Source organism: Isoptericola sp. NPDC055881 (assembly GCF_053615895.1).
On record NZ_JBSHCR010000003.1, the window covers coordinates 1 to 23,536 of the forward strand.

Here is a 23,536-nt window from a genome sequence, read left to right on the forward strand (position 1 = left end):
GACCTGATCCTCAAACGACCCGTTTGAGGATCAGGTCAGCACGCTCGTTGCCAGGGGCGGGGTCAGACCCCGGCGGGTCCGGCCACCACGTCCTCCTCCTCCACGACGGGGGCGCTGAACTGCGACTCGTAGAGCCGCGCGTACGCCCCGCCGGCAGCCAGCAGCGCGTCGTGGTCGCCCTGCTCCACGATGTGCCCGTGCTCCATCACCACGATGGTGTCGGCGTCCCGGATCGTCGACAGGCGGTGCGCGATGACGAACGACGTGCGGTTCGCCCGCAGCGCGTTCATCGCCTGCTGCACCAGCACCTCCGTGCGGGTGTCGACCGAGCTGGTCGCCTCGTCGAGCACGAGGATCTCCGGGTCGGCGAGGAACGCGCGCGCGATGGTGAGCAGCTGCTTCTCGCCCGCCGACAGGGACGTCGCCTCGTCGTCCAGGAGCGTCGCGTAGCCGTCGGGCAGCGTCCGGACGAACGGGTCCACGTGGGTGGCCTCGGTGGCGGCGCGGAACTCCGCCTCCCCCACCGTGGCGCCGTCGCGCACCCCGTACCGGAGGTTCTCCTCGATGGTGCCCTTGAACAGCCAGGTGTCCTGCAGCACCATGCCGATCCGCGAGCGCAGGTCGTCCCGCGTCATGTCTCGGGTGTCCACGCCGTCGAGCGTGATGCGTCCTGCGTTCACCTCGTAGAACCGCATGAGCAGGTTGACCAGCGTCGTCTTGCCGGCGCCCGTCGGACCGACGATCGCGATCGTCTGGCCAGGCTCCGCGACGAGGTCGAGGTGCTCGATGAGCGGTGTCTCGGGGTCGTAGGAGAACGACACGTCCTCGAACGCCACCCGACCGCGGACGTGCTCGAGGCGTCGCGGGTCGGCCGGGTCCGGGTCCTGCTCGGGAGCGTCGAGCAGCTCGAACACGCGCTCGGCCGACGCGACACCGGACTGCAGCAGGTTCATCATCGACGCGATCTGCGTGAGCGGCTGCGTGAACTGCCGCGAGTACTGGATGAACGCCTGCACGTCACCCAGCGACAGCTGCCCCGACGCCACGCGCAGGCCGCCGACGACGGCCACCACCACGTAGTTGAGGTTCGCCAGGAAGCCCATCGAGGGCTGCATGGTGCCCGAGATGAACTGCGACTTGCGGGACGCCTCGAACAGCGCCTCGTTCTCGGCACCGAACTTCTCGGCGGCGGCCTGCTGGCGCCCGTACACCTTGACGAGCGAGTGCCCGGTGAACATCTCCTCGACGTGCGCGTTGAGCCGTCCGGTCGCCGCCCACTGCGCCACGAACTGCGGCTGGGAGCGCTTGGCGATCTGCATCGTGAGCACCACGGACAGCGGCACGGTGACGAGCGCGACCAGCGCCAGCACCCACGAGATCCAGAACATCATGCCCAGCACGCCGATCACCGTGAGCACGGAGGTCACGAGCTGCGCCAGCGTCTGCGTCGTCGTCTGCGCGACGTTGTCGATGTCGTTGGTGACGCGCGAGAGGATCTCGCCCTTGGCCTGCTTGTCCACGTAGCTCAGCGGGATGCGGTGGAGCTTGGCCTCCACCTCGTCGCGCAGGCGCCGCATCGTGTTCTGCACCGCGATCGTCATGATCCGCGCCTGGAGCCATCCGAAGAGGAACGCGCCCAGGTAGATGGCGAGCACCCACAGGAGGATCTGGCCGAGCCGCGTGAAGTCGACGCCCTGGCCGGACACGACGTTCGGCAGGGACGAGATCAGCCCGGCCTGGGCGTCGTCGCCGGAGGCGCGCAGCATCGCGGCGGCCTCGTCCCCGGTGGTCCCCGCGGGGACGCCCGCAGACGCGAGCCCCTTGCCGACCACGCCGGCGAAGATGACGTTGGTCGCGTCGCCGAGGATCTTCGGGCCGGCCACGGTGAGCGCCACCGAGACGACGCCGCACAGGGTGAGCAGGACGACGCGTGCCCGCTCGGGCCGCATCACGCCCGCGAAGCGCCGGAGCGACCCGCGGAAGTCCATCGCCTTCGCGACGGGGGCGCCGCCGCCCATGCCCATGGGGCCGCCGCCGCGGGGGCCGCCCGGTCGAGGCGTCGCCGCCGGGGCCTTGCGTTCGGTGCTCATGCCGCCTCCTCGAGGGACATCTGGGAGGAGACGATCTCCTGGTAGGTCTCGTTGTCGGCCAGCAGCTCGGCGTGCGTGCCGCGCCCGACGATGCGGCCGTGGTCCAGCACGAGGATCTGGTCCGCGTCCCGGATGGTCGCCACCCGCTGCGCGACGACGAGGACGCTCGCGTCCTGCGTGCGGGGACGCAGCGCCGCGCGCAGGCGGGCGTCGGTGCTGTAGTCGAGCGCCGAGAACGAGTCGTCGAACAGGTACACCCGTGGCCGGCGCACGACGGCGCGTGCGATGGCGAGCCGCTGGCGCTGACCGCCCGAGAACGTGGTGCCGCCCTGCGCCACCGGCGCCTGGAGCCCTTCGGGGAGCGCCTCGACGAAGTCGCGCGCCTGCGCGATCTCGAGAGCGGCCCACATCTCGTCCTCGGTGGCGTCCGCCTTGCCGTAGCGCAGGTTGTCCGCGACGGTGCCGCTGAACAGGAACGCCTTCTGCGGCACCAGGCCGAGCATGGAGCCGAGGTCCCCGGTGGACAGGTCGCGCACGTCCACACCGTCCACGAGCACCCGGCCGCCGGTGACGTCGAAGAGCCGCGGCACGAGGTTGAGGAGCGTCGTCTTGCCCGCACCCGTGGACCCGATGATCGCGGTGGTCCGGCCGGGCGAGGCGGTGAACGACAGGTCGTGCAGCACCGGCTCGTCGGCGCCCGGGTACCGGAACTCGACGCCCTCGAACACGACCTCTCCGCGCGGTCCCTCGCCGTCGGCGAGCGAGGTGAGGGAGACCGGGGCGACCGGCTCGGTGACGGAGGTCTCCGTGCCGAGGACGTCCGAGATGCGGCCGGCGGCCACGGAGGCACGCGGCACCATCATGACCATCATCGTCGACATCATCACGGCCATGAGGATGTACATGATGTAGCTGAGGAAGGCCATCAGCGCGCCCACCTGCATCTCGTTGTTGTCGATGCGCTGCGCGCCGAACCACAGCACGGCGACGCTCGAGGCGTTCATGATGAGCATGACCATGGGGAACGCCAGCGCCATGAGCTTGCCCGCGTTGAGCGACGTGTCGTACAGGGCCTCGTTGGTGGCACCGAACCGCTCCAGCTCGCGGTTCTCGCGGACGAAGGCCCGCACCACCCGCAGCCCGGTGATCTGCTCGCGCAGCACGCCGTTGATCGCGTCGATCCGCTTCTGCATGGCCCGGAAGTACGGCACCATGCGCCACATCAGCAGGCCCATCGCGATGCCCAGCACGGGCACGACGACCAGCAGCAGCGCCGACAGCTCGACGTCCTCCTGCAGCGCCATAATGACGCCGCCGACCAGCATGATGGGCGCCATCACCATGATGGTGAAGGTCATCAGCACGACCATCATCACCTGCTGGACGTCGTTGGTCGTGCGGGTGATGAGCGACGGGGCCCCGAACTGGCCCAGCTCGCGGGCGGAGAAGCCCTGCACGGAGTCGAACAGGTCACGACGCACGTCGCGGCCCAGCGCGGTGGCGGTGCGCGCGCCGAGGAACACGGCGCCGATCGCGCACACGACCTGGCCGAGGCTCACGACGAGCATCCAGCCGCCCACGCGCATGATGTAGGCGGTGTCCCCCGTCGTCACGCCGTTGTCGACGATGTCCGCGTTGAGGGAGGGCAGGTAGAGGGACGCGAGCGTCGCCAGCAGCTGGAGCACCAGCAGCAGCACGACGGCGCCGGAGTACGGGCGCAGATAGCTCCGCGCCAGGGAGACGAGCATCAGGGCTCCTGAGGGTGGGGGGTGCGGGGCGTGGCCCCGGGGGGATTCTCCGTCGCCGCGGGCTCGCGGTCCTGGCTTTTTTCGTCGGCCGGCGGCTCGGCAGACTCCTCGGCGGTGCGCGCGATGCCGTGCACGAGCGCGTCGGCGACCACGCGAGGCGAGGGCGCCGGCAGCAGGTGGTCCACGCGGGCGTGGGTGCCGGCGATGCTCGCCTCGAGGAGCGCCACCGCGACCTCGATCGGCACGCGCAGCCGGTGCTCGTCGGGCTGGAGCACGCCGACGAGCCCGGCGACCGTCGCCTCGCGCTGCCGCTCGCGCTGCTCCGCGAGCTGCGCGCGGAACTCCTGCACGTGGTCGGGCGGCACCATGTCTCGCGCGCCCGTGCGATGGTGCAGCACGCGCAGCACCGTCATCCAGCGCACGACGTCGCTCATCCGGCGCCGGCCCAGCTCGATGACGCGTTCGAGCCGCTCCTCGAGGGGTGCCTCGCGGTCGATCGCCGCCAGCTCGGCGCGGGTCTCGACCGGCCCGGAGGCTCGGTGCAGCCCCTCGACCGCGACGGCGCCGACCAGCGTGAGCTTGTCGCCGAACGCCCGGAACAGGGTGCCCTCGGCGACCCCCGCGGCGTCGGCCAGCTCGCGGCTCGTCACGTCGACGCCGAACTCACCGACGAGCGGGAGCACGGCCTCGATGATGGCGGACCGCCGGTCGTCCGGGGAGAGGGGGGTGGCGCGACGGCTCGCGCCCGGGGCAGCCAGCATGGGCGTCATCGTAAATGAGTGAGCACTCACTCGACAAGTGGTCAGCTCCGGCGGCGCCGCACCAGGACCAGGACCAGGCCCGCGAGCAGGAGCACCACCGCCAGGCCGGCGATCCCTGCCTCCAGCCCGGTCACGGGGAGCGGCCACCCGGGGCCGGCGTCGGGTGCTGGACCGGCGCCCGGCGGGCTCGCGGTCGACGTCGCTCCCGGGCTCGGAGTGCTCGGAGTGCTCGGAGCGCTCGGGGTCGGGCTCGGGGTCGGCCGGGCCGGCGGCACGTCCGAGCACGCCTCCGCCGCCGCGGCCTCGCCGTCCGGGCCGAGCAGCGTGGCCGTGTTGAGGAAGCCGCTGCCGCGCTCCGCGCCGACCGCCCCCTGGCAGACGCGGGCGGCGTCGAGGACGGAGTCCGGCACCCGCGCGGTGACCGTGACGTCGAACCGGTGGCTGGCGCCCGCCGCGACCGAAGCCCCCGCCACGACCGTGGCGTCTCCCGTACCGTCCCACCTCGGGTTGATCCGGGCGTCGGACGACACGACGCGGGCCGCCACCACCCGGATCCCGCCGCCGAAGCGCAACCGGTCGGACAGGTCGTACCGCTGGGAGACGCCTCCGGGGTTGTCCACCGTGATCCGGTAACCGAGCTCGAAGACGCCCGACCCCCGGTCCACGGGCCCGCTCACCACCTCCTTCTCGACGGTGAGCGCCGCCGCCCGGGCGTTCGTGAACCGGCACAGGACCGTGTCACCGGCCCGGACGTCCACGGTGGCGTTCGCGCCGTCCACGGTGACCTGGCCGCTCGACCCGGTGCAGTCCAGGCCCTGGAGCTGCCAGCCGTCGGTGCCGTCCTCGGCCGCGGTGTAGGTGCCCGGCTCCAGCGGAGGCGTCGTGAACGGCTCGTCCGCGTCCGCCAGGGTGAACCGCTCCTGCGCACCCCCGGCGGGGCCCCACGCGAACCCGAACTCCTGGTCGGACGGCGGGACCGTCGCCTTGTCCACGACCAGCACGCCCCACCGGGTGTTCGAGTACGTGCAGGTCACCGTCTCCCCCGGGTCCAGGGCGATGGTGGCGTCGAGGCCGTCGACGGTCGACGTCGCGCCGTCGGCCACGCTGTCCGTGCAGACCAGCCCGGTGCCTTCGTACCCCTCGCGCGCCACCTCCGCCAGGGTGTGCTCGCCAGGGGCCACGTCCTCGAACGTGCGGGCACCCGTGCCGCCGGACGTCGTGATCGTGAAGTCCTCGGGGTCGAGCCAGGAGCCGGTGAAGCCGAACTCCGCGTCGGCTCCGTCCACCGCCTTCACCACGACGATGCGCCCGAGGCGGGTGTTCGTCGCCGAGCAGTCGAGGTGAGCCCCCGGGTCCACGGTGAACGCGCCCAGGTCGGCGACCGGGGTCGCGTCGCCCCCGCCTGCCGGCGTGACCGTGCACGCGAGCGTCTCGGTCGCGGTCCAGCCGTCGGCCTGCTGCTCGCCCAGCGCGTACGTGACCCCCGGCAGCAGCTCCGGGAGGTCCGCGCTGCCCGAGCCGCCCGCGGTGGTCACCGTGACCGTCTGGTCGGGCTGCCCTTCCGGGGTGAGCACGAACACGAAGTCGCCGTCGTCGCCCACGGCGGTCTTGGTGATCGTGCCGGTCGCCGGGTCGGGCGAGTTCACGACGTCGCACGCGACGTCCTGGCCGGACACCGGCACGAGCTGGAAGCCGGGGGCCTCGCTCGCGTCCTCGAGCAGGTCGCCGGCGGAGGTGCAGCTGAACCCGCCGGCCGTCCAGCCCGCCGGCACCTCACCCTCGACGAGGGTGTACGTCGCGCCCGGCACCAGGCCCGCCCACGTCCCCGGGTCCGACGTCTCGTCGCCGGTCCCGGTGAGGGTCCGCGTCCCCTCGGGGGCTCCGGGCGGGGTCAGGGTCACCGCGAACGACCATGCCGTGTCGTCGGGCGCGCCCGTCACCGTCTTGGTGACGCTCAGGTCCGCCGGGACGGCGGCGTTCGTCACGGCGCAGGAGATGTCGTCCCCTGGCTCGGGCGTGAACCGCACGCCGAGGTCGATCGGGACGTCGTCGACGTCGCAGGTCATCTCGCCGGCGTCGTAGCCGTCGGCCACCTCGGTGAGGTCGTAGGACGTCCCGGGCACCAGGCCCGTCCACCCGAGCGGGCTGCTCGGGGCGTTGCCGGTGCCGGTGGCGTCCTGCGTCCCGACGCCGCCCGCCGGCGGGTCGAGCGTGACGGGGAACGACCACTCGTGGTCGTCGGCGACCCCCTCGACGGTCTTGACGAACGACAGCTCGGCCGGAACCGCGGCGTTGGCCACCCCGCAGGTGAGGCTCTGCCCCAGGGTGGGGCGCAGCTGGAGGCCGGCGGTCTCCGGGTCCAGGTCGGTGATGCCGGCGCACGTGAAGCCTGGCGAGGTCCAGCCCGCCGGCAGGTCCTCCGTCAGCGTGTAGAGCGTGCCCGGCACCAGGTCGGTGAACGTCGCCGGGGCGCTCGTCCCGTTCCCCGTGCCCGTGAGGGAGACCGGGTTGCCCGGCGTCGCCGCCGGGGTCAGCGACACGTCGAACGACCAGTCCAGGTCACCGTCGACGCCCGTCACCGACTTGGTCACGGTGACGTCGGCGGGGCGGGCGGCGTTCGCGACCGCGCACGACACGACCTCGTTGAGGCCCGCCACGAGCTGGAAGCCCGCCGCCCCGCTCGCGTCGTCGACGGAGGTGCCCCCCACGGTGCACGTGAACGTGCCGCCGGTCCAGCCGGCCGGCAGCGCCTCGGAGAGCGTGTAGGTGACGCCGGGAACCAGGCCGGTCCAGGTGGCCGCCGCCGACGTGGCGGACCCGGTCCCGGTGAGGTTCTGCGTCGCCTGCGGCGAGGCCGCGGGCGAGATCGTCACGGGGAACGACCAGGCGACCTCGTCGGCCACGCCGGTCGTGGTCTTCACGACGCTCACCCGGGAGGCGGTGCCGGCGTTCGCGACCCCGCACTGGAGGGCCAGGCCCGGTGTCGCGGTGAACTGGAAGCCGGGGTCGGCGCTCTCGTCCGTCAGCCCGGGGCACTGGACGAGCCCCAGCACCCACCCGGCCTGCGGCGTCTCGGCGAGGGTGTACCTCGTGCCGGGCACGAGATCGGTCCAGGCCACGGGCGCCGACGTGGCGTTGCCGGTCCCGGTGGCCGCCTGCGGGCCCGCCGGGTCGGCGTCGGGCGTGAGCGTGAGCTCGAACGACCAGCTCAGCCCGGCGGCGATCCCCGAGACCGTCTTGGTGACGGTGACGGACGCCGCGGCGGCGGTGTTGACGAGCGTGCACTCCAGGCTCTGCCCGACTCCCGCGACGAACTGGAAGCCGGCGGCGGGGCTCGCGTCCGTCAGGCCGGAGCACTCCAGGCCGCCGGAGGTCCACCCGCCCGGTGCGGGCTCGCTGAGGGTGTAGGTCACCCCGGGCGTGAGGTTCGACCAGCTCACCGTGCCGGAGCCCGGCGCGGTGCCGCTGACCGTCTGGGTGCCCCCGGGCGTGACCCCGGCCGCCGGGCTCAGGGTGACCGGGAACGACCACGGCGTGCCGTCGGCCAGCCCCTCGGCGGTCTTCGTCACCTCCACCGACGCCGTCGCCGCGCGGTTGGAGAAGAAGCAGGTGACGACGTCCGCCGCTTCCAGCTCGACGGTGATCGACCGCGCCTGAGGGTCCAGCGTCCACCCGTCCGCCGTGTTGCAGAACGTCGCGTCGTTCAGGGTGTTGAGGCTCCACCCCGAGGGCATCTCGCCCTCGGTGAGCGTGTAGGTGCCTTCGAGCAGGCCGGTCCAGGAGCGGATCGCGCCGTCGACGCTCGGGTCGGAGTTGACGACGAAGGCCTCGTCCTCCGGCGCGATGCTCGGGCCGGTGACGGTGAAGTCGAAGTCCTGGTCGAAGTTCGCCGGGACCGACCTCTTGATGAGGATGAGGCTCCCTTCGACCGCGTTGGTGAAGTAGCACTCGGTGGTCTCCCCCGGCAGCACCTCGAACCCCAGGCGCCGGTTCTCCCGGTCCTCCGGGGTTCCGCTGTGGTCCTCGCCGCCGTACGTGCAGGACAGGTCCGCGAGCACGGTCTTCGGGTCGCCGTTGTCCGTGGTCTCCTCGAAGAAGTAGTCCTGGCCCGGCGCGACGTCCTCGATCACGGTCTCGTAGAGCGTGCCGTCGTCCCGCACGCCCTCGACCGTGAAGGCCTCGTGGCCGTCGACGTTGCTCGTGAAGTCGAAGTCGCGCGCCTGGTCGCCGGTGCCGTGCACCTCCTTGTAGAGGATCACCCGGCCGTCCGCGGTGTTCTCGGCCGTGCAGGCGATGCTGTCGCCCGCCTGCACGCCGAAGTCCGTGAGGTCGGCGATCGGCGTGGGGTCTCCGCCGGACGGCGTGCGCGTGCAGGCGAGCGGCCCGGTCTGCCGCCAGCCGTCGACGGCCTGCTCGGTGAGCGAGTAGCGGTTCCCCGGGAGCAGGGTCGGCAGGTCGACGCTGCCGGTCCCGCCGGAGGTGGTGACCGGGACGGTCGTGGGCGCGCCCGACGACGGCACGGTGTCCAGGAGGAAGGCGAAGTCGCCGTCCCCGCCCACCGACGTCTTGGTGATGCTGCCGGTCACGGCGGGTGCCGTGTTGTCGGCCACGCACGTGTACTCGGCGCCCGGCGCCACGACGAGGCGCGAGGCGTCGATCGACGCGCCGGTCCCGTCGTCGCAGACGATGCCCTCGGCGGTCCACCCGGCCCCGGGGCCGGCTTCCGTCAGGGAGTAGACGCTGCCGGGAGACAGCTCCGTCCACGTGTGGGAGTCGTCGCCGAGGCCCGGCCCGGTGCCGGAGAGGGTCACCGTGCCGTCCTGCCCCTCGGGCGCCGGCGAGAGCGTCAGGTCGAACGACCAGTCGAGCGTGTCGCCGATCCCGGCGGTGCGCTTGCGGATCGTGGCCGACGCCGGGAGCGCGGTGTTCGTCGCCGAGCACGCGTACGACTGCCCCGGCTCGATGTCGAGCTGCACGCCCGGCGTGAACGGGTCGTCGTCCCCGCCCCCCAGGCCGCAGGTGATCGGCCCCGCGTCCCACCCCTCGAGGCCGCCCTCCTGGAGCGTGTAGCGGCCCGGCTCGAGATCCTCCCAGGCGACCGACGACGAACCGGGCCCTGTCCCGGACACCTCCCGTGCGTCGTCGTCCCCGCCCTGGGGGGTGAGCGTCACGGGGAACGACCACTCGTAGTCGTCGGTGATGCCGGCGGTGTGCTTGGTGAACGAGACGGTCCCGGGCGCGATGTCGTTCTCCACCGTGCAGGCCACGCTGTCCCCGACCGAGACGGTGAAGTCCGTGACGTCCTCGATGGTGTGCTCGTCGCCGGTCGCGGGCGTGACGGTGCAGACGATCTCGCCCTCGACCCATCCGGGCTGGTCGCGCTCCACCAGGGAGTAGCGCACGCCCGGGACCAGCGACAACGCCGCCGAGCCGCTTCCCGCCGTCGTCGTGATCGGGACGGTGGCGGGGGTGTCGCCCGTGCCGAGGGTGGTCAGGTCGAACGTGAAGCTGCCGTCGCCCTCCGCCGTCGTCTTCGTCAGCGTGGCCTCAACGGGCGCGACGAAGTTGGTGAGGCTGCACGACACGCTGGCGTCGAGCGGCGCGACGAAGCGGAAGCCGCCCTCGATCTGGTCGACGCCGCCTCCTGTGCAGGTCTCCAGCCGCTGGGTGACCTCGTCCGGCAGGTTCACCTCCGTGACCTCGTAGGTCTGACCGGGCAGGAGGTTGTCCCAGCCGACGGTCACCGCCGACTGGCCCACCCCGGAGACCGTGGTCGGGTTGGTGGCACCCTCCGGCAACGGCGTGATCTGGACGTCGTAGGACCAGGGGTAGTCCGCCGACAGCCCGGTGGTGACCTTGCGCAGGCTCACCGACGACGGCTGCCCGGTGTTCGTCATGCCGCACGACAGCTCCTGCGCGACCCCCGCGACGAAGGTGAAGGTGAGGTCGTCGCCGTCGAGGTCTGCCACGGTGCCGTCCGCGTCCGTGCACGTGATCGGGCCCATGGTCCATCCGGACAGCGGCTGCTCCCGGACCACGTAGCGCTGCCCGGGCACCAGCTCGCCCCACGACGTGCTCGCGCTCCCCGGCCCGGTGCCCGTCAGGGTGGTCGAGGTGCCCGGGTCCGGCGAGAGCGAGACGTCGACGCTCCACGCGAGGTCCGGGCCGATGTTCGCCGTCGTCTTGGTCAGCGTCGCCCGAGCGGGCCGGGCGAGGTTGGAGTACAGGCAGGTGACGATCGCGCCGTCCTCGAGCGTGACGTCCGTGGCAGCGCCGTCCCGGCTCCAGGTGAGGTCGGCACCGTCGGCGCGCTGGCACACGACGTCCTGGATGCCCCACCCCGGCAGCTCGTCCTCGGTGATCGTGTAGTCCCCTGCCGGGATCTCCTGCACCACCCACGACCAGTCGTCCCCGACGGTGTTGAGCGTGAACGCCGCGTCGTCGAACCCCTCCGGGCCCGTGACCGCGAAGGGGAAGTCCGCGTCCCACTCCACCATCGGCGCGGTCGCCTTCTGCACCACGAGGGTGGCCCCCTCCGGCTCCGCGATGTCCTCGAAGGAGCAGGTCAGCTGGGATCCGGGGCGCACGGTGAACGTCGCCGTCGGCGGGTCGACGTCCAGCTCCGCCTCGTAGTCGTAGGGCGGGTCCCAGCAGGACAGGTCGGCCAGCAGATACCCCTCGGGCACCTCCTCGGAGACGGAGTACTCCCCCGGCGGCACCTCGAACTGCTGCGAGTCCGTGGCGTTGGTCGTCTGCGGCACGACCACCGGCGTGAGCGTGAAGTCGCCGAGGTCACCGGTGAAGTCGAACGAGGTGCCCGCGCTGTCCTGGGGCACGCGCTTCTCGATCGTCACCGTGGCGAGCTGCGTGTTGGTGAACGTGCACCCGAGGTTCTCCCCGACCACCGGCGTGACCGTCACGGAGGCGCCGGTCTGGGTGGTCCCGTCCGTGCACCGGACCTCCGGCGTCATCCAGCCGTCGACGGCGCCCTCGGCCACGGTGAGGTCGTCACCTGCGGGCACGGCGAACGTCTGGCTCTCACCGTCGCCGAGGGTGGCCGTCTCGTCGCCCACGGCGAAGTCGAAGTCCTGGACGGCGCCGTCGGGCAGCGTCTGCTTGGTCACGGTCACCAAGGCGGCGTCGTTGGTGAGGGTGCAGTCGGTCCGCCCGCCACCCAGCAGGGTGAACGGGGTGGCCGGGTCCGTCACGTCGACGGTATGTCGTTCGCCCACCTGGTCGGTGTAGGCGCACTCCGCCGCGGTGAGCTGCCACGGCGGAGGCACCCCGGTCTCCTCCAGGTGGAGCAGCGAGCTGGACAGGACGTTCTCGTACGTCCGCGTCTGCCCGGCCCGCACGGTGTCCTCGATGCTCGTCCGGTCGGGCGGGACCACCACGCCCTGGGAGCTCTCGTTCGTGACCCGGAAGGCGAAGTCGTCGTCCGTCTGTCCTGCCGGCGTCCGCTTCGTGACGGTCAGCGTGCCGCAGTTGGAGATCTCGAGCGGCTCGGGGGTGTTGAAGAAGAAGTCCGCGATCGTCGCGGTCTCCGCGGCGCCGGTGCGCGACATCAGGGACGTGATCGCGAAGGTCGAGCACTGGTCGTCCCCGAACAGCCCCGCCGCGGTGAGGTCGATCGCGTACTCGCCGAAGGTGTCCTGCTGCTGGTTGCCCAGCGGGGGCGCCTCGGTGCGCTGGCCCATCGCGAAGGCGAAGTCGACGGCCCGGCCCGTGGTGGACCACGTGCCGGCCCCGTCCGGGTTCGCGCAGCCGTCGCCCGCTGTCGGGGTCCACTCGAGGAAGCGGGTGGTCCCCTCCGCGTAGAGCACGTCGAGCAGCAGGTCGTCGCAACGCCCCGGCTCCGGCCCCTCGAACACCGTGTAGATGCTCACGGAGCCGTTGCCGGCCCGGCGGGTGAAGTACCCGTACATGATGAAGTGCCGCAGGCCCGTCTCGTCGGACAGCGCCTCCGTCGCGTACCCCGCGCTGCACAGGTTCGCCTTGTCCTGCACGTTCGCGGGCGCGGCCACCCACGGGTTCGTGTTCCCGTTCTGGCTGCCCTGGTTCGCCGTCGGGTCCGTTCCCTGGCCGTCGCAGTTGGAGTAGGCGCCGTCGTCCCAGAAGAAGCCGCCCGCGAAGACCCCGGACGAGCGGAAGCCGCCCGCGGTGGTGTAGGGCGCGGTGGGGACGAACGTGGGGGTCTGTGTCGACGACGGCTGCGGCTGGAGGACGTCGTTCCAGTCGAAGGTGTCCGGCGGCGTCCCGCTCGTCTTGTCCCCGTCGATCTGGAACCCGGTCTGCAGACCCGAGGGGAGGGTGACGGCCGCCGCCTCTCGGCTCGGGACGCCGGGAGCCAGCGGCACGAGGAAGGCCAGGAGCAGCGTCAGCGCCGTCAGCCCGGCGACACGACGACGGCCGGCCAGGCGGTGTGCCCGTTCCGGCGGACGTGCTCCCTGCTGCGCTGACCCGTGCACCCGCCCCTCCCCGAGGACGCCGAACGGCTCGACCGTGGCGCCGCTGCCCCCCGCGACACGGCGCGCTGTCCCGATCAACGTACCCACGGGGCCGGGAGACCGCGCGACAGGAACCGGATCTGCGGGGACGACGGACCCCGCCATCCACGAGGGGTGACGGGGTCCGGTCAGGCAGCGTGACGACTACTGCTGCTCGAGGTCCCCCGGCTCGCCGCCGAGCGGGCGGGGCTGGGTGCCGGGCACCGGGGGCGTCGCCGGACCGCCGGCGGGACGCTGACCGCGCTCGGCCGAGGGGTCGAACGGCGCGCCCGAACGGGTGCCCGCGCTGGTGGCGTCGGCCGTCGCGGCCTCGGCCTGGCGGCGCGCCTCGGCGAGGGCCTCGCCCGGGTCGGTCAGCGCGGTCTCGCCGAACGCGGTGCGCGGGCGCGGCGTGCGCTCGCCCTCGTCGTCCGACGGCGGGGCGGGGATGCCGGGCGTGCCCGGGACGCCGCCGAAGCCCTGCGCGATCGAGCCGAGCGCGGCCGTGAACTCCGTCGGCACGACCCACAGCTTCGAGGCGTTGCCGTTGGCGATCTGCGGCAGCATCTGCAGGTACTGGTACGCGAGCAGCTTCGGGTCGGCGTCGCCCTGGTGGATGGCGTCGAAGACCTGCAGGATCGCCCGCGCCTCACCCTCGGCGGTGAGGATCGCCGCCTGGGCGTTGCCCTCGGCCCGCAGGATCTGGGACTGCTTCTCGCCCTCCGCGGTGAGGATCTGCGACTGCTTGACACCCTCCGCGGTGAGGATCGTGGCGCGGCGGTCACGCTCGGCGCGCATCTGCTGCTCCATCGCCCCCTGCACGCTCGCGGGCGGGTCGATCGACTTGAGCTCGACGCGGTTGACGCGGACGCCCCAGCGGCCGGTGGCCTCGTCGAGCACCCCGCGCAGCTGGCCGTTGATCTGGTCCCGGCTGGTGAGGGTCTGCTCGAGGTCCATCGAGCCGACGACGTTGCGCAGCGTGGTGACGGTGAGCTGCTCGATGGCGGTGATGTAGTTCGCGATCTCGTAGACGGCGGACTTCGGCTCGGTCACCTGGAAGTACACGACCGTGTCGATGCTCACCACGAGGTTGTCGCTCGTGATCACCGGCTGCGGCGGGAAGGAGACGACCTGCTCGCGCAGGTCGACGCCCGCGCGCACGCGGTCGATGAACGGCACCAGCCAGTGCAGGCCCGGCTCGAACGTGTGCCGGTAGCGGCCGAGGCGCTCGATGATGAGCGCCGTGGCCTGCGGCACCACCCGCACCATCTTGAACAGCGCCACGACCACGAAGATCACGAGCGCGAGAATCACGATCCACAGCACGATGGTGCCGGCGGAGGGGTCGGACACGATGGTCCCTTTCTGTCGACGTCGAACAGGACTGCCGGCAGCCCCGGCAGGGTGGTACGCGACCGCAGGGCGGCTCCGTCAGGCGCTGTGCTCGGGCTGGGAGTGCGACGACGGGACGGGTTCGACGACGGCGGTCGCGCCCTCGATCCGCACGACCCGCAGCTCGGCGCCCGCGGGCACCCGCCCGGACGAGTCCGGCACGCGGTCGTCGACGAGCCGGGCGCTCCAGACCTCACCGGCCAGCTTGACCCGGCCGCCGGCCTCGGTCACCTCGCTCAGCGCGACGGCCGGACGCCCGACGTGGGCCGCGACGTTGGTCTCCTGGAGCGGCACGCGCTGCTTGAGGTGCTGGAGCAGGAACGGGCGCAGCAGGAGCACGAGTAGCAGCGCGAACACGCACGCCACCACGAACTGCAGCCAGACCGGGCCGCCCGCGGCCGCCGTGACGGCGCCGGCGACAGCGCCCCCGGCGAGCATGATGAACACGAGGTCGAGGGAGAACATCTCGATGGCGGCCAGCACGAGTGCCGCACCGACCCACCACAGCCAGGAATCCATGGTCACCTCCGCCAGGCCCTGCGCCGGGACCGGAGTGTCACGGCCACAGGGTTTTGCTCAGACTTTACCAAGTTTCCCCCGGCGCTGGGGAACGGTCAGCGACCGGCCGGGCGGGCCGCCCGCGCGAGCCAGCGACCGCCCCCGTGGGCCACCATCAGCGGCGTCCCGAAAGCCTGCGAGAGGTTGTCCGCGGTGAGCACCTCGTGGATCGGCCCGGCGGCCTGGATCCCGCCCTGGCGCATGAGCAGCAGGTGCGTGAAGCCCGGCGGGATCTCCTCGACGTGGTGCGTGACGAGCACCAGGACGGGCGAGGCAGGGTCCGCCGCCAGCTCCGACAGGGCGCTCACCAGCTCCTCGCGCCCGGCGAGGTCCAGCCCGGCGGCCGGCTCGTCGAGCAGGAGGATCTCCGGGTCCGTCATGAGCGCGCGCGCGATCTGGACCCGCTTGCGCTCCCCCTCGGACAGCGTCCCGTAGTACCGGTCCGACAGGTCCGCGACGTCGAACGCCGCAAGCAAATCCTTGGCGCGCTGCTCGTCGAACTCCTCGTACGTCTCCTGCCACCGGCCGGTGACGCCGTAGGCGGCCGTGAGCACCACGTCGCGCACCGTCTCGTGGCCGGGGATGCGGTCCGCGAGCGCCGCGGAGGCGAAGCCGATCCGGGGACGCAGCTCGAAGACGTCCACGCGTCCCAGCCGCTCCCCCAGGAGCTCCGCGGTCCCGGCCGTCGGGTGCGAGCGGGCCGCGAGGATCTGGAGCATCGTCGTCTTACCGGCCCCGTTGGGCCCGAGGACCACCCAGCGCTCGCCCTCGTTCACCTGCCAGTCCACGGCGTCGAGGATGGTGGTGGTACCGCGTCGAACGGTGACGCCCTGCAGGTCGAGAACCGCGCTCATGAGGCCCGACCCTACCCGAGCCGGGACGCCGGACCGCCCTGCGTCCCGACGGGGCGGACGTCTAGTGTGAGGCCGTGGAGACCTCCCCCGACGCACTGCCGCGCAGCGTCGTCCTCGCGCTCTGGCTGCAGACCGTGGGGGCGGCACCCGGCGTCGTGGTGCGCAGCGTGCAGGGCGACGACGAGCCGCACGGCGTGGTGGGGATGCCGGGCCGCGAGGACGACGCCGACCTGCGCGACCTCGTCACCGCGTGGCTCGACGGGCCGCGCGAGGTCTGCGCCCTCCTGCCCGCCCCGGGCGACCTGGGCGGCGTGCCCGCCACGGTGAGCGCCGAGGCCACCGACGCCGGGGAGTGCGTGATGGTCACCACCGGTGCCGGGTCGTGGGCCGCGGTGCCCGCCGTGACGACGTTCGGGAGCTCGTTCGAACCGGGCCACCTCGTGGCGTGGCAGGTGCGCCCCGTGCCCTCGTGGTCCACCCGGGTGGCCGGCACGCTGGGCTCCTTGGCGGACGCGGAGCGCGAGCTGCGCACCAGCCTCGTCACGGCCACGGACGCGCTCGACGCGCTCGACGTGGCGCGCTGGCGCGACGACGCGGCCGACGCGATCGAGCGCCTGCGCGGGGGCAGCACCGACGGGTGGCCGGTGCCCGCTCTCGACGGCAGGCGCGCGCGGGTGCTGCAGCTCGCCACTCGGCTGCTGGCGATCGTCGACCTCGCGACCGTCGACGACGGCGGCGCCGTCAACGTGTGGCAGTCCGACCAGCGTTCGACCGCCCTGCGGGAGGTGGAGCGCACCGCACGTCGCGCGCTCGCCGCCGCGACCTACGGCGTCGTGCGCTGACGGGCCGGTCGCGCAGCCGGTCGCTCAGCCGGCCGCTCAGCCAGCCAGCACGCCCCGGTACACGTCGAGCGTGCGCTCCGCGACGGCCTCCCACGAGAAGAGCTCCTCCGCCCGGCGCCGACCTGCGGCACCCATCTCGGCGGCGCGTGCCGGGTCGTCCAGCACCCGCTCGAGCGCCGCGGCCAGGTCGGCGACGAACCGCTCGGGGTCCAGCGGCGTCCCCGTGCCGTCGTCGGCCTGCTCGATCGGCACGAGGGCGCCCGTCACGCCGTCGTCGACCACCTCGGGGATGCCGCCCGTCGCCGTGCCGACCACGGGCAGGCCCACGGCCATCGCCTCGAGGTTGACGATGCCGAGCGGCTCGTACACGGAGGGGCACACGAAGACGGTGCTGGCCGCGAGCACGGCGACCAGGTCGGGGCGCGGCAGCATCTGCTCGATCCAGACCACGCCGGCCTCGGCGCCGGCCCCACCCGGGCCGGCCTCGCCCGTGCCGCCCCGCGCGCGGCGCAGGTCGGCGACCAGGCCGCGCACCTCGTCCATCAGCTCCGCGGTGTCCGGGGCTCCGGCGCACAGCACCAGCTGCACCTCGCGCGGCAGGCGGGCGGCCGCGCGCAGCAGGAACGGCAGCCCCTTCTGCCGGGTGATGCGGCCCACGAAGACGACGGCCGGGCGGTCGGGGTCGATGCCGAGGTCGCGCACCACGCGGTCCGTCTGCGGGTCGTCGTCGGCGGGCCGGCGCCAACCGGCCAGGTCGATCCCGTTGTGCACCACGTGCACCCGTGCCGGGTCGAGCTCGGGGTACACGCGCAGGATGTCGGCGCGCATGCCCGCCGACACCGCGATCACCCCCGCGGCGCCCAGGTATGCGGAGCGCTCCGCCCACGACGACAGCGCGTACCCGCCGCCGAGCTGCTCCGCCTTCCACGGCCGCAGCGGCTCGAGGGAGTGCGCGGTCACGACGTGGGGCACGCCGTGCAGCAGCCCGCCCAGGTGACCCGCGAGGTTCGCGTACCAGGTGTGGGAGTGCAGCACGTCGGCGCCCGCGGCGTCCTGCGCCATCGCGAGGTCGACACCGAACGTGCCGAGGGCGGGGTTGGCGCCGGCGAGCTCCGCCGGCACGCCGTAGCCCGTCACCCCGGCCGCGTCGTCGTCCGCGCGCGGGCCGTCGAAGCAGCGCACCCGCACGTCGACGTGCCGGCGCAGCACGGCGGACAGCTCCTCCACGTGGACCCCCGCGCCGCCGTACACGTGCGGCGGGTACTCGCGGGTCAGGAGGTCGACCCGGAAAGGACTGCTCTGCGGCGTGCTCACGCCGCCAACCTAGCGGTGCGGGCGGGTCGCAGGCGCGGTGGCCCACGACGCCCTAGGGTCGGGGCATGGCGTCGACCCAGCCCCGCGTGCTCGCGATCGTCCTCGCCGGCGGCGAGGGCAAGCGGCTCATGCCCCTCACCGCGCACCGTGCCAAGCCGGCGGTCCCCTTCGGAGGGATCTACCGGCTCGTGGACTTCGCGCTGTCCAACATCATCAACTCGCGCTACCTGCGCGTCGTCGTGCTCACCCAGTACAAGTCGCACTCCCTGGACCGGCACATCTCCAAGACCTGGCGGATGTCCTCGCTGCTGGGCAACTACGTGTCGTCCGTGCCCGCGCAGCAGCGGGTGGGCAAGCACTGGTACCTCGGCTCGGCCGACGCGATCTACCAGTGCCTCAACATCATCGACGACGAACGTCCCGACATCGTGGTCGTGGTCGGTGCCGACCACGTGTACCGGATGGACTTCTCCCAGATGGTCGAGTCGCACGTGGCGTCCGGGGCGCGCGCCACGGTGGCGGCCATCCGGCAGCCCATCGCGATGGCCGACCAGTTCGGTGTCATCGAGGTGGACCGCGAGGACCCGACGCGCATCAGCGAGTTCCTCGAGAAGCCCGAGAGCCCCGTGGGTCTGCCCGACTCCCCCACCGAGGTGCTCGCCTCGATGGGCAACTACGTGTTCGACGCCGACGCGCTCGTCGAGGCGGTCACGAAGGACTCGGCCGACCCGGACTCCCGGCACGACATGGGCGGCGACATCATCCCCGCGTTCGTCCGCGACGGTACGGCCGGCGTCTACGACTTCATCCGCAACGAGATCCCGGGCTCCACCGAGCGCGACCGCGACTACTGGCGCGACGTCGGCACCATCGACGCCTACTTCGAGGCGAACACGGACCTCATCGCCGTCCAGCCCGTGTTCAACCTGTACAACCAGGACTGGCCGCTGCTCACCGGCTACACGGGGCTCCCGCCCGCCAAGTTCGTGCACGCGGGGCCGGGCCGCCTGGGCCACGCCGCCGACTCGATCGTCTCGCCTGGTGTCCTCATCTCCGGCGCGACGGTCGCAGGGTCCATCCTGTCCCCGGGCGCGTACCTGCACTCGTGGGCCACCGTGACCGACGCGGTCCTGATGGACAACGTCCAGGTGGAGCGGCACGCCCAGGTCCACCGCGCCATCCTCGACAAGAACGTGGTGGTGAGCGAGCGAGCCCGGGTCGGCGTCGACCACGAGGAGGACCGGGCCCGCGGCTTCACCATCTCCGCGTCGGGGATCACCGTCGTCCCGAAGGGCACCGTCGTTGCTTGACCCCGATCCCCGCACCTCTCCTGCCGAGCGGGTCCGTCCCCGCCTGGTCGTGACCGACGTCGACTCGACGTTCATCACCGCCGAGGTCATCGAGATGCTCGCCGACCACGCCGGCACGCGCGCGCAGGTCGCCGAGGTGACCGAGCGCGCCATGCAGGGCGAGCTGGACTTCGCCGGCTCCCTGCGCGAGCGGGTCGCCACCCTGCGCGGCGTCCCCGTGGAGGCCCTGACGGCGGTGCGCGAGGCCGTGGTGCTCACGCCGGGCGCCGCCGACCTCGTCAGCGAGGTGCACCGCCGCGGCTGGGAGTTCGGCCTCGTCTCCGGCGGCTTCGCCGAGATCCTCGGCCCGATCGCCGCCGCCCTCGGCATCGAGCGCTGGCGGGCGAACCGCCTGGAGGTCGCCGACGGCGTCCTCACCGGCCGCACCGTCGGACCGGTCGTGGACCGGGCCGACAAGGCAGCCACGCTGCGCCGGTGGGCCGACGAGTGCGGCCTGCGGATGGTCGACACCGTGGCGGTGGGCGACGGCGCGAACGACCTCGACATGATCGGCGCCGCGGGCATCGGCATCGCGTTCGCGGCCAAGCCGGTCGTGCGCGCGCAGGCGCCGTTCAGCGTGGACGGGCCCCGCCTCGACGCCGTGCTCGACGTCATCGACGAGGTCGACGCCGCCGCGGGACGCGCCCCCCGCACGGTGCGCCCCTAGCACGGTGAACCCCTAGCACGGTGAATCCCTAGCACGGCGCGCCCCTCGGCGGACGGGCCGGCGCCCGGCCCCCGCGCTCCCCACCCCCGCCCGTCGCCCGGGCGGAGACCCGCCGCCGCTGGCACCATCGACCCAGGCGGGAGGAGGACGCGGATGTCCGACGTCGGATGGTGGTCGATGGCCGGTGCCGTCGGCGTCCTCGTGATCGTCTACCTGGTGCAGCTGATCGCAGGCCGGTGGGTCGCCAACCGGGTGCTGAAGAAGCTGGGTGGCCGGCGCGCCCCCGCCCCGGGGTTCACGGTCGTCCACCGGCCGGCACCGCTGCCGCAGTCCAGGAGGCGCGTCCGGGGCCGGCCGAAGGCCACGGCACCATCGGTCCCGGAAATCTCGTGGGAGAAGCGGCTGGGGCGCCGAGCACGCCACCTGACGGCCTTCGCCTGGGCGGACGAGCGGCCGTCGTGGGACGAGCAGGCCGCCCAGCTCCGGCGCTCGTTCCTGCGCCGGACCCAGGAGACGGCGGAGAAGTGGCGGACGATCTTCGCCGCGCTGCTCGCCGTCTTCGGTGCCGTCCTCCTCGTCAAGCCCAGCCTGCCGCAGGGGCCGCAAGGGATGGGGCTCGGCCTCTACCTGTGCACCTGGGCGGCACTCGTCCTCGCGGTGCAGGCGGTCGCGTACACCGGGTGGGCTGCCGCCGGTCTGCCCAAGATCCTGGTCGACGTCGACGCCGAGTCGGCGTTCATCGAGACGACCCTCCACGCCGCCCACGCCCTGGCCCGGCTGCGGGTCGGGCTCGTCTGCGGCGCGCTCGCGGCGCTCGCGCTGCTCGGAGGGTTCGCGGCCCTGCTGGCTCCCCCCGGCTGACACCCTCACCAGCCGTAGCGCCAGACGGCCGGCAGGGCCAGGATCGGACCCATGGCGACGACGGTCGAGACCAACGCTCTGAACACCATCGACGAGTCCGAGCGGCACGGGCGCCCGCGCGACCTGTTCTGGCCGTGGTTCGCGGCGAACGTGTCCGTGCTCGGCCTCGGTTACGGCGCGTACCTGCTGGCGTTCGGGGTGTCCTTCTGGCAGGCCGTCGTCGTGGGGTTCGTCGGCATCGTGGTGTCGTTCCTGTGCTGCGGGTTCATCTCGTTGGCCGGACGGCGCGGCTCCGCCCCCACCATGGTGCTCAGCCGCGCCGCCTTCGGCGTGGACGGCAACCGCCTGCCGTCCCTGCTCTCCTGGATCCTCACCGTGGGCTGGGAGACCGTCCTGGTCGCGCTCGCGACGCTCGCCACCGCCACGGTGCTCACCACGCTCGGGTGGGGCGGCGGCACGGTGACGCAGGTCGTCACGCTGGCCGTCGTGGCGCTCGTCGTGGTCACGGCGGGCATCTTCGGCTTCCAGCTCGTGATGCGGCTCCAGCAGATCATCACCGTCCTCACCGCGGTGCTCACCGTGGTGTACGTGGTGCTCGTGGCGGGCCACGTCGACTGGGCGACGGTGGCGGCGATCCCGCCCGGTCAGGCGCCGCAGGTGATCGGCGGGCTCGTCTTCATGATGACGGGGTTCGGGCTCGGCTGGGTCAACATGGCCGCCGACTACTCGCGCTACCTGCCCCGCACGTCGTCCGGACCGGGCGTCGTCGGCTGGACGACCTTCGGCGCGTCCCTGCCGCCCGTGCTGCTCCTGGTGGCGGGCCTGCTGCTCGCCGGCTCGGACCCCGCGCTCGCCGACGCGATCGGCGCGGACCCCATCGGCGCGCTCGCCGTGCTGCTCCCCGAGTGGTTCCTCGTCCCGTTCATCGTCGTCGCCCTGGCGGGGCTCATCGGCGGCGCCGCGCTCGACATCTACTCCTCCGGCCTCGCCCTCCTGTCCCTCGGCCTGCCCGCGCCCCGCTGGGTCGCCGCCGCGATCGACGGGGTGCTGATGGTGCTCGGCGCCGTCTACGTCGTCTTCGTCGCCGACGACTTCTTCGGACCGTTCCAGGGGTTCCTCATCACCCTCGGCGTCCCCGTCGCCGCCTGGTGCGGTGTGCTCCTCGCCGACATCGCGCTGCGCCGTCGCGACTACGCCGACGCCGAGCTGGGCGACCGCCGGGGGCGGTACGGGAGCGTGCGGTGGTCCGCGGTGCTCCTCGTGGTGGGCGGCACCGTGCTCGGGTGGGGCCTCGTGACCAACTCCTACGCGGGGTGGCTGTCGTGGCAGGGCTACCTGCTGGGTCCCCTGGGGCTCGGCGGCCGCGACGGGCAGTGGGCGGGAGCCAATCTCGGCGTGCTGGCGGCCCTCGCCCTGGGGCTGCTCGGGACGTTCCTGCTCACCGCGCGCACCGTCCGCCGGCAGGAGGCCGCATGACCGCAGCGCTGGTCGTCGTCGACATGCAGACGGTCTTCGGGCGACCCGGCAGCCCCTGGGCGTCGGCGGACTTCCCCGCCGCGGCCGCGGGCGTGCGGCGGCTCCTGCCCGCGTTCGACGGGCGCACCGTGTGGACCCGCTACGTGGCACCCGCGGCACCCGCCGGCGCGTGGCAGGAGTACTTCGCGCAATGGCCCTTCGCCCTGGTGCCGGACGACGACCCTCTGTACGCGTTCGCCGACGGCCTCGACCCGGCGGGCGCGCCCGTCGTCACCGCGACGACGTTCGGCAAGTGGGGGCCGGAGCTCGACGCGGCGACCGGGGGTGCCGGGGAACTGGTGGTGGCGGGCGTGTCCACCGACTGCTGCGTGCTGTCGACCGTGCTGCCTGCCGCGGACGCCGGGCGGCGGGTGCGGGTGGTGGCCGACGCGTGCGCCGGCGCGAGCCCCGCGGACCACGAGCGGGCGCTGGCCGCGATGCGGCTGTACGCCCCGCTCGTGGAGGTCACCTCGGTCGACGAGGTGCTGGGCGACCTCTGAGAGAACGGCGGGCGGCGGCAGCGCCCGCCCCTGGGACGGTCAGGAGGGGCGGCCCACGTGCACGAGCCGCGACGTGCTGCGGCCCCAGTCCGCCCACGACAGCTCGGCGGACTCCAGCACGGAGTAGGTGGCCGTCGGGACGCCCACCCGCACCTGGGCGAGCGCCGCCGGCTCGGACCCTTCGGCGGCGAGGTACGCCGCCGTCGCGGCCATGGTCGGCTCGTGCCCGACGACGAGGACGGTCCGTGTGGAGTCCTCCACCTCCCGCAGGAGACCGAGGACGTCGCGCACGCTCGCCTCGTAGAGCTCGTCGCGCACCTCGAGGACGGTGGCCGACGAGCCCGACAGGTGGGCGGAGGCCAGGTCCCAGGTCTGCCTGGTGCGCAGCGCGGACGACACGAGCGCGACCTGCGGCACGAGACCCGCCGCCGTCAGGGCCATGCCCACCCGGCTCGCCTGCTTGCGCCCGTTCAGCGCGAGCGGCCGCTGCTCGTCCGACAGCGCGCCCCTGCCGGGCTCCGCCTTCGCGTGCCGCAGCAGCACGAGACGCCGGGTCGGCGCCTCGTGGTCGGCCTGCGTTACCGCTCTCATGCGCTCCG

General features: G+C 73.1%; 15 protein-coding genes. 6 read left to right on the plus strand and 9 right to left on the minus strand.

What is annotated here, in order from left to right; genetic code table 11:
* Positions 1-62: 62 nt before the first annotated feature.
* The 7 genes from ACWGKI_RS01425 to ACWGKI_RS01455 form a co-directional block, all read right to left on the minus strand.
* Complete coding sequence (locus ACWGKI_RS01425; RefSeq protein WP_380241688.1) at positions 63-2,090, minus strand: ABC transporter ATP-binding protein; 2,028 nt, start codon at positions 2,088-2,090, stop codon at positions 63-65.
* Positions 2,087-3,838 carry an ABC transporter ATP-binding protein gene (locus ACWGKI_RS01430; protein WP_452184087.1) on the minus strand — a complete coding sequence of 584 codons (1,752 nt, stop codon included), beginning with the start codon at positions 3,836-3,838 and terminating at the stop codon, positions 2,087-2,089. The genes ACWGKI_RS01425 and ACWGKI_RS01430 overlap by 4 nt, the downstream gene beginning before the upstream one ends.
* The gene (locus tag ACWGKI_RS01435; RefSeq protein ID WP_452184089.1) at positions 3,838-4,599 is read right to left on the minus strand and encodes a TetR/AcrR family transcriptional regulator; all 762 of its coding nucleotides are present in this window, start codon (positions 4,597-4,599) and stop codon (positions 3,838-3,840) included. Before ACWGKI_RS01435 ends, ACWGKI_RS01430 begins: the two co-directional genes overlap by 1 nt.
* Positions 4,600-4,640: 41 nt before the next feature.
* Positions 4,641-13,154, minus strand: coding sequence for a prealbumin-like fold domain-containing protein (locus ACWGKI_RS01440; RefSeq protein WP_452184091.1), 8,514 nt, complete (start codon positions 13,152-13,154; stop codon positions 4,641-4,643).
* Positions 13,155-13,250: 96 nt separating this feature from the next.
* Positions 13,251-14,438: an SPFH domain-containing protein gene (locus ACWGKI_RS01445; protein ID WP_452184093.1), complete on the minus strand. Its 1,188-nt coding sequence runs from the start codon at positions 14,436-14,438 to the stop codon at positions 13,251-13,253.
* A 78-nt stretch (positions 14,439-14,516) separates the two neighbouring features.
* Positions 14,517-14,996 (minus strand): NfeD family protein, encoded by a 480-nt coding sequence (locus ACWGKI_RS01450; RefSeq protein ID WP_452184095.1) that lies wholly within the window; start codon positions 14,994-14,996, stop codon positions 14,517-14,519.
* A 95-nt stretch (positions 14,997-15,091) separates the two neighbouring features.
* Positions 15,092-15,889, minus strand: coding sequence for an ABC transporter ATP-binding protein (locus tag ACWGKI_RS01455; protein WP_380241676.1), 798 nt, complete (start codon positions 15,887-15,889; stop codon positions 15,092-15,094).
* Between the two features lie 74 nt (positions 15,890-15,963).
* On the opposite strand from ACWGKI_RS01455, the gene ACWGKI_RS01460 reads away from it, so the two are divergent.
* Complete coding sequence (locus ACWGKI_RS01460; protein WP_380241674.1) at positions 15,964-16,731, plus strand: hypothetical protein; 768 nt, start codon at positions 15,964-15,966, stop codon at positions 16,729-16,731.
* A gap of 36 nt (positions 16,732-16,767) precedes the next feature.
* Here the strand turns inward: ACWGKI_RS01460 and glgA are convergent, their stop codons facing one another.
* Positions 16,768-18,045: a glycogen synthase gene (gene glgA, locus ACWGKI_RS01465; protein ID WP_452184098.1), complete on the minus strand. Its 1,278-nt coding sequence runs from the start codon at positions 18,043-18,045 to the stop codon at positions 16,768-16,770.
* Between the two features lie 65 nt (positions 18,046-18,110).
* On the opposite strand from glgA, the gene glgC reads away from it, so the two are divergent.
* The 5 genes from glgC (at position 18,111) to ACWGKI_RS01490 (ending at position 22,937) form a co-directional block, all read left to right on the plus strand.
* Complete coding sequence (gene glgC / locus ACWGKI_RS01470; protein WP_452184100.1) at positions 18,111-19,355, plus strand: glucose-1-phosphate adenylyltransferase; 1,245 nt, start codon at positions 18,111-18,113, stop codon at positions 19,353-19,355.
* Positions 19,348-20,061 (plus strand): phosphoserine phosphatase SerB, encoded by a 714-nt coding sequence (gene serB, locus ACWGKI_RS01475; protein ID WP_452184102.1) that lies wholly within the window; start codon positions 19,348-19,350, stop codon positions 20,059-20,061. Before glgC ends, serB begins: the two co-directional genes overlap by 8 nt.
* A gap of 153 nt (positions 20,062-20,214) precedes the next feature.
* The gene (locus ACWGKI_RS01480) at positions 20,215-20,922 is read left to right on the plus strand and encodes a hypothetical protein (protein ID WP_452184104.1); all 708 of its coding nucleotides are present in this window, start codon (positions 20,215-20,217) and stop codon (positions 20,920-20,922) included.
* A gap of 51 nt (positions 20,923-20,973) precedes the next feature.
* Positions 20,974-22,398 (plus strand): purine-cytosine permease family protein, encoded by a 1,425-nt coding sequence (locus tag ACWGKI_RS01485; protein WP_380241663.1) that lies wholly within the window; start codon positions 20,974-20,976, stop codon positions 22,396-22,398.
* Positions 22,395-22,937, plus strand: coding sequence for a cysteine hydrolase family protein (locus tag ACWGKI_RS01490; protein WP_380241661.1), 543 nt, complete (start codon positions 22,395-22,397; stop codon positions 22,935-22,937). Before ACWGKI_RS01485 ends, ACWGKI_RS01490 begins: the two co-directional genes overlap by 4 nt.
* A 39-nt stretch (positions 22,938-22,976) precedes the next feature.
* On the opposite strand, the gene ACWGKI_RS01495 is transcribed toward ACWGKI_RS01490, so the two are convergent.
* Positions 22,977-23,528, minus strand: a complete 552-nt coding sequence (locus ACWGKI_RS01495) for a SixA phosphatase family protein (RefSeq protein ID WP_380241659.1) — start codon at positions 23,526-23,528, stop codon at positions 22,977-22,979.
* Between the last annotated feature and the right edge of the window lie 8 nt (positions 23,529-23,536).

Excerpts from the sequence above, each read along its gene's own strand:
- ACWGKI_RS01425 (WP_380241688.1), bottom strand. The coding sequence starts at position 2,090 with ATGAGCACCGAACGCAAGGCCCCGGCGGCGACGCCTCGACCGGGCGGC.
- ACWGKI_RS01430 (WP_452184087.1), bottom strand. The coding sequence starts at position 3,838 with ATGCTCGTCTCCCTGGCGCGGAGCTATCTGCGCCCGTACTCCGGCGCC.
- ACWGKI_RS01435 (WP_452184089.1), bottom strand. The coding sequence starts at position 4,599 with ATGCTGGCTGCCCCGGGCGCGAGCCGTCGCGCCACCCCCCTCTCCCCG.
- ACWGKI_RS01450 (WP_452184095.1), bottom strand. The coding sequence starts at position 14,996 with ATGGATTCCTGGCTGTGGTGGGTCGGTGCGGCACTCGTGCTGGCCGCC.
- ACWGKI_RS01455 (WP_380241676.1), bottom strand. The coding sequence starts at position 15,889 with ATGAGCGCGGTTCTCGACCTGCAGGGCGTCACCGTTCGACGCGGTACC.
- glgC (WP_452184100.1), top strand. The coding sequence starts at position 18,111 with ATGGCGTCGACCCAGCCCCGCGTGCTCGCGATCGTCCTCGCCGGCGGC.
- ACWGKI_RS01480 (WP_452184104.1), top strand. The coding sequence starts at position 20,215 with ATGTCCGACGTCGGATGGTGGTCGATGGCCGGTGCCGTCGGCGTCCTC.
- ACWGKI_RS01485 (WP_380241663.1), top strand. The coding sequence starts at position 20,974 with ATGGCGACGACGGTCGAGACCAACGCTCTGAACACCATCGACGAGTCC.
- ACWGKI_RS01490 (WP_380241661.1), top strand. The coding sequence starts at position 22,395 with ATGACCGCAGCGCTGGTCGTCGTCGACATGCAGACGGTCTTCGGGCGA.
- ACWGKI_RS01495 (WP_380241659.1), bottom strand. The coding sequence starts at position 23,528 with ATGAGAGCGGTAACGCAGGCCGACCACGAGGCGCCGACCCGGCGTCTC.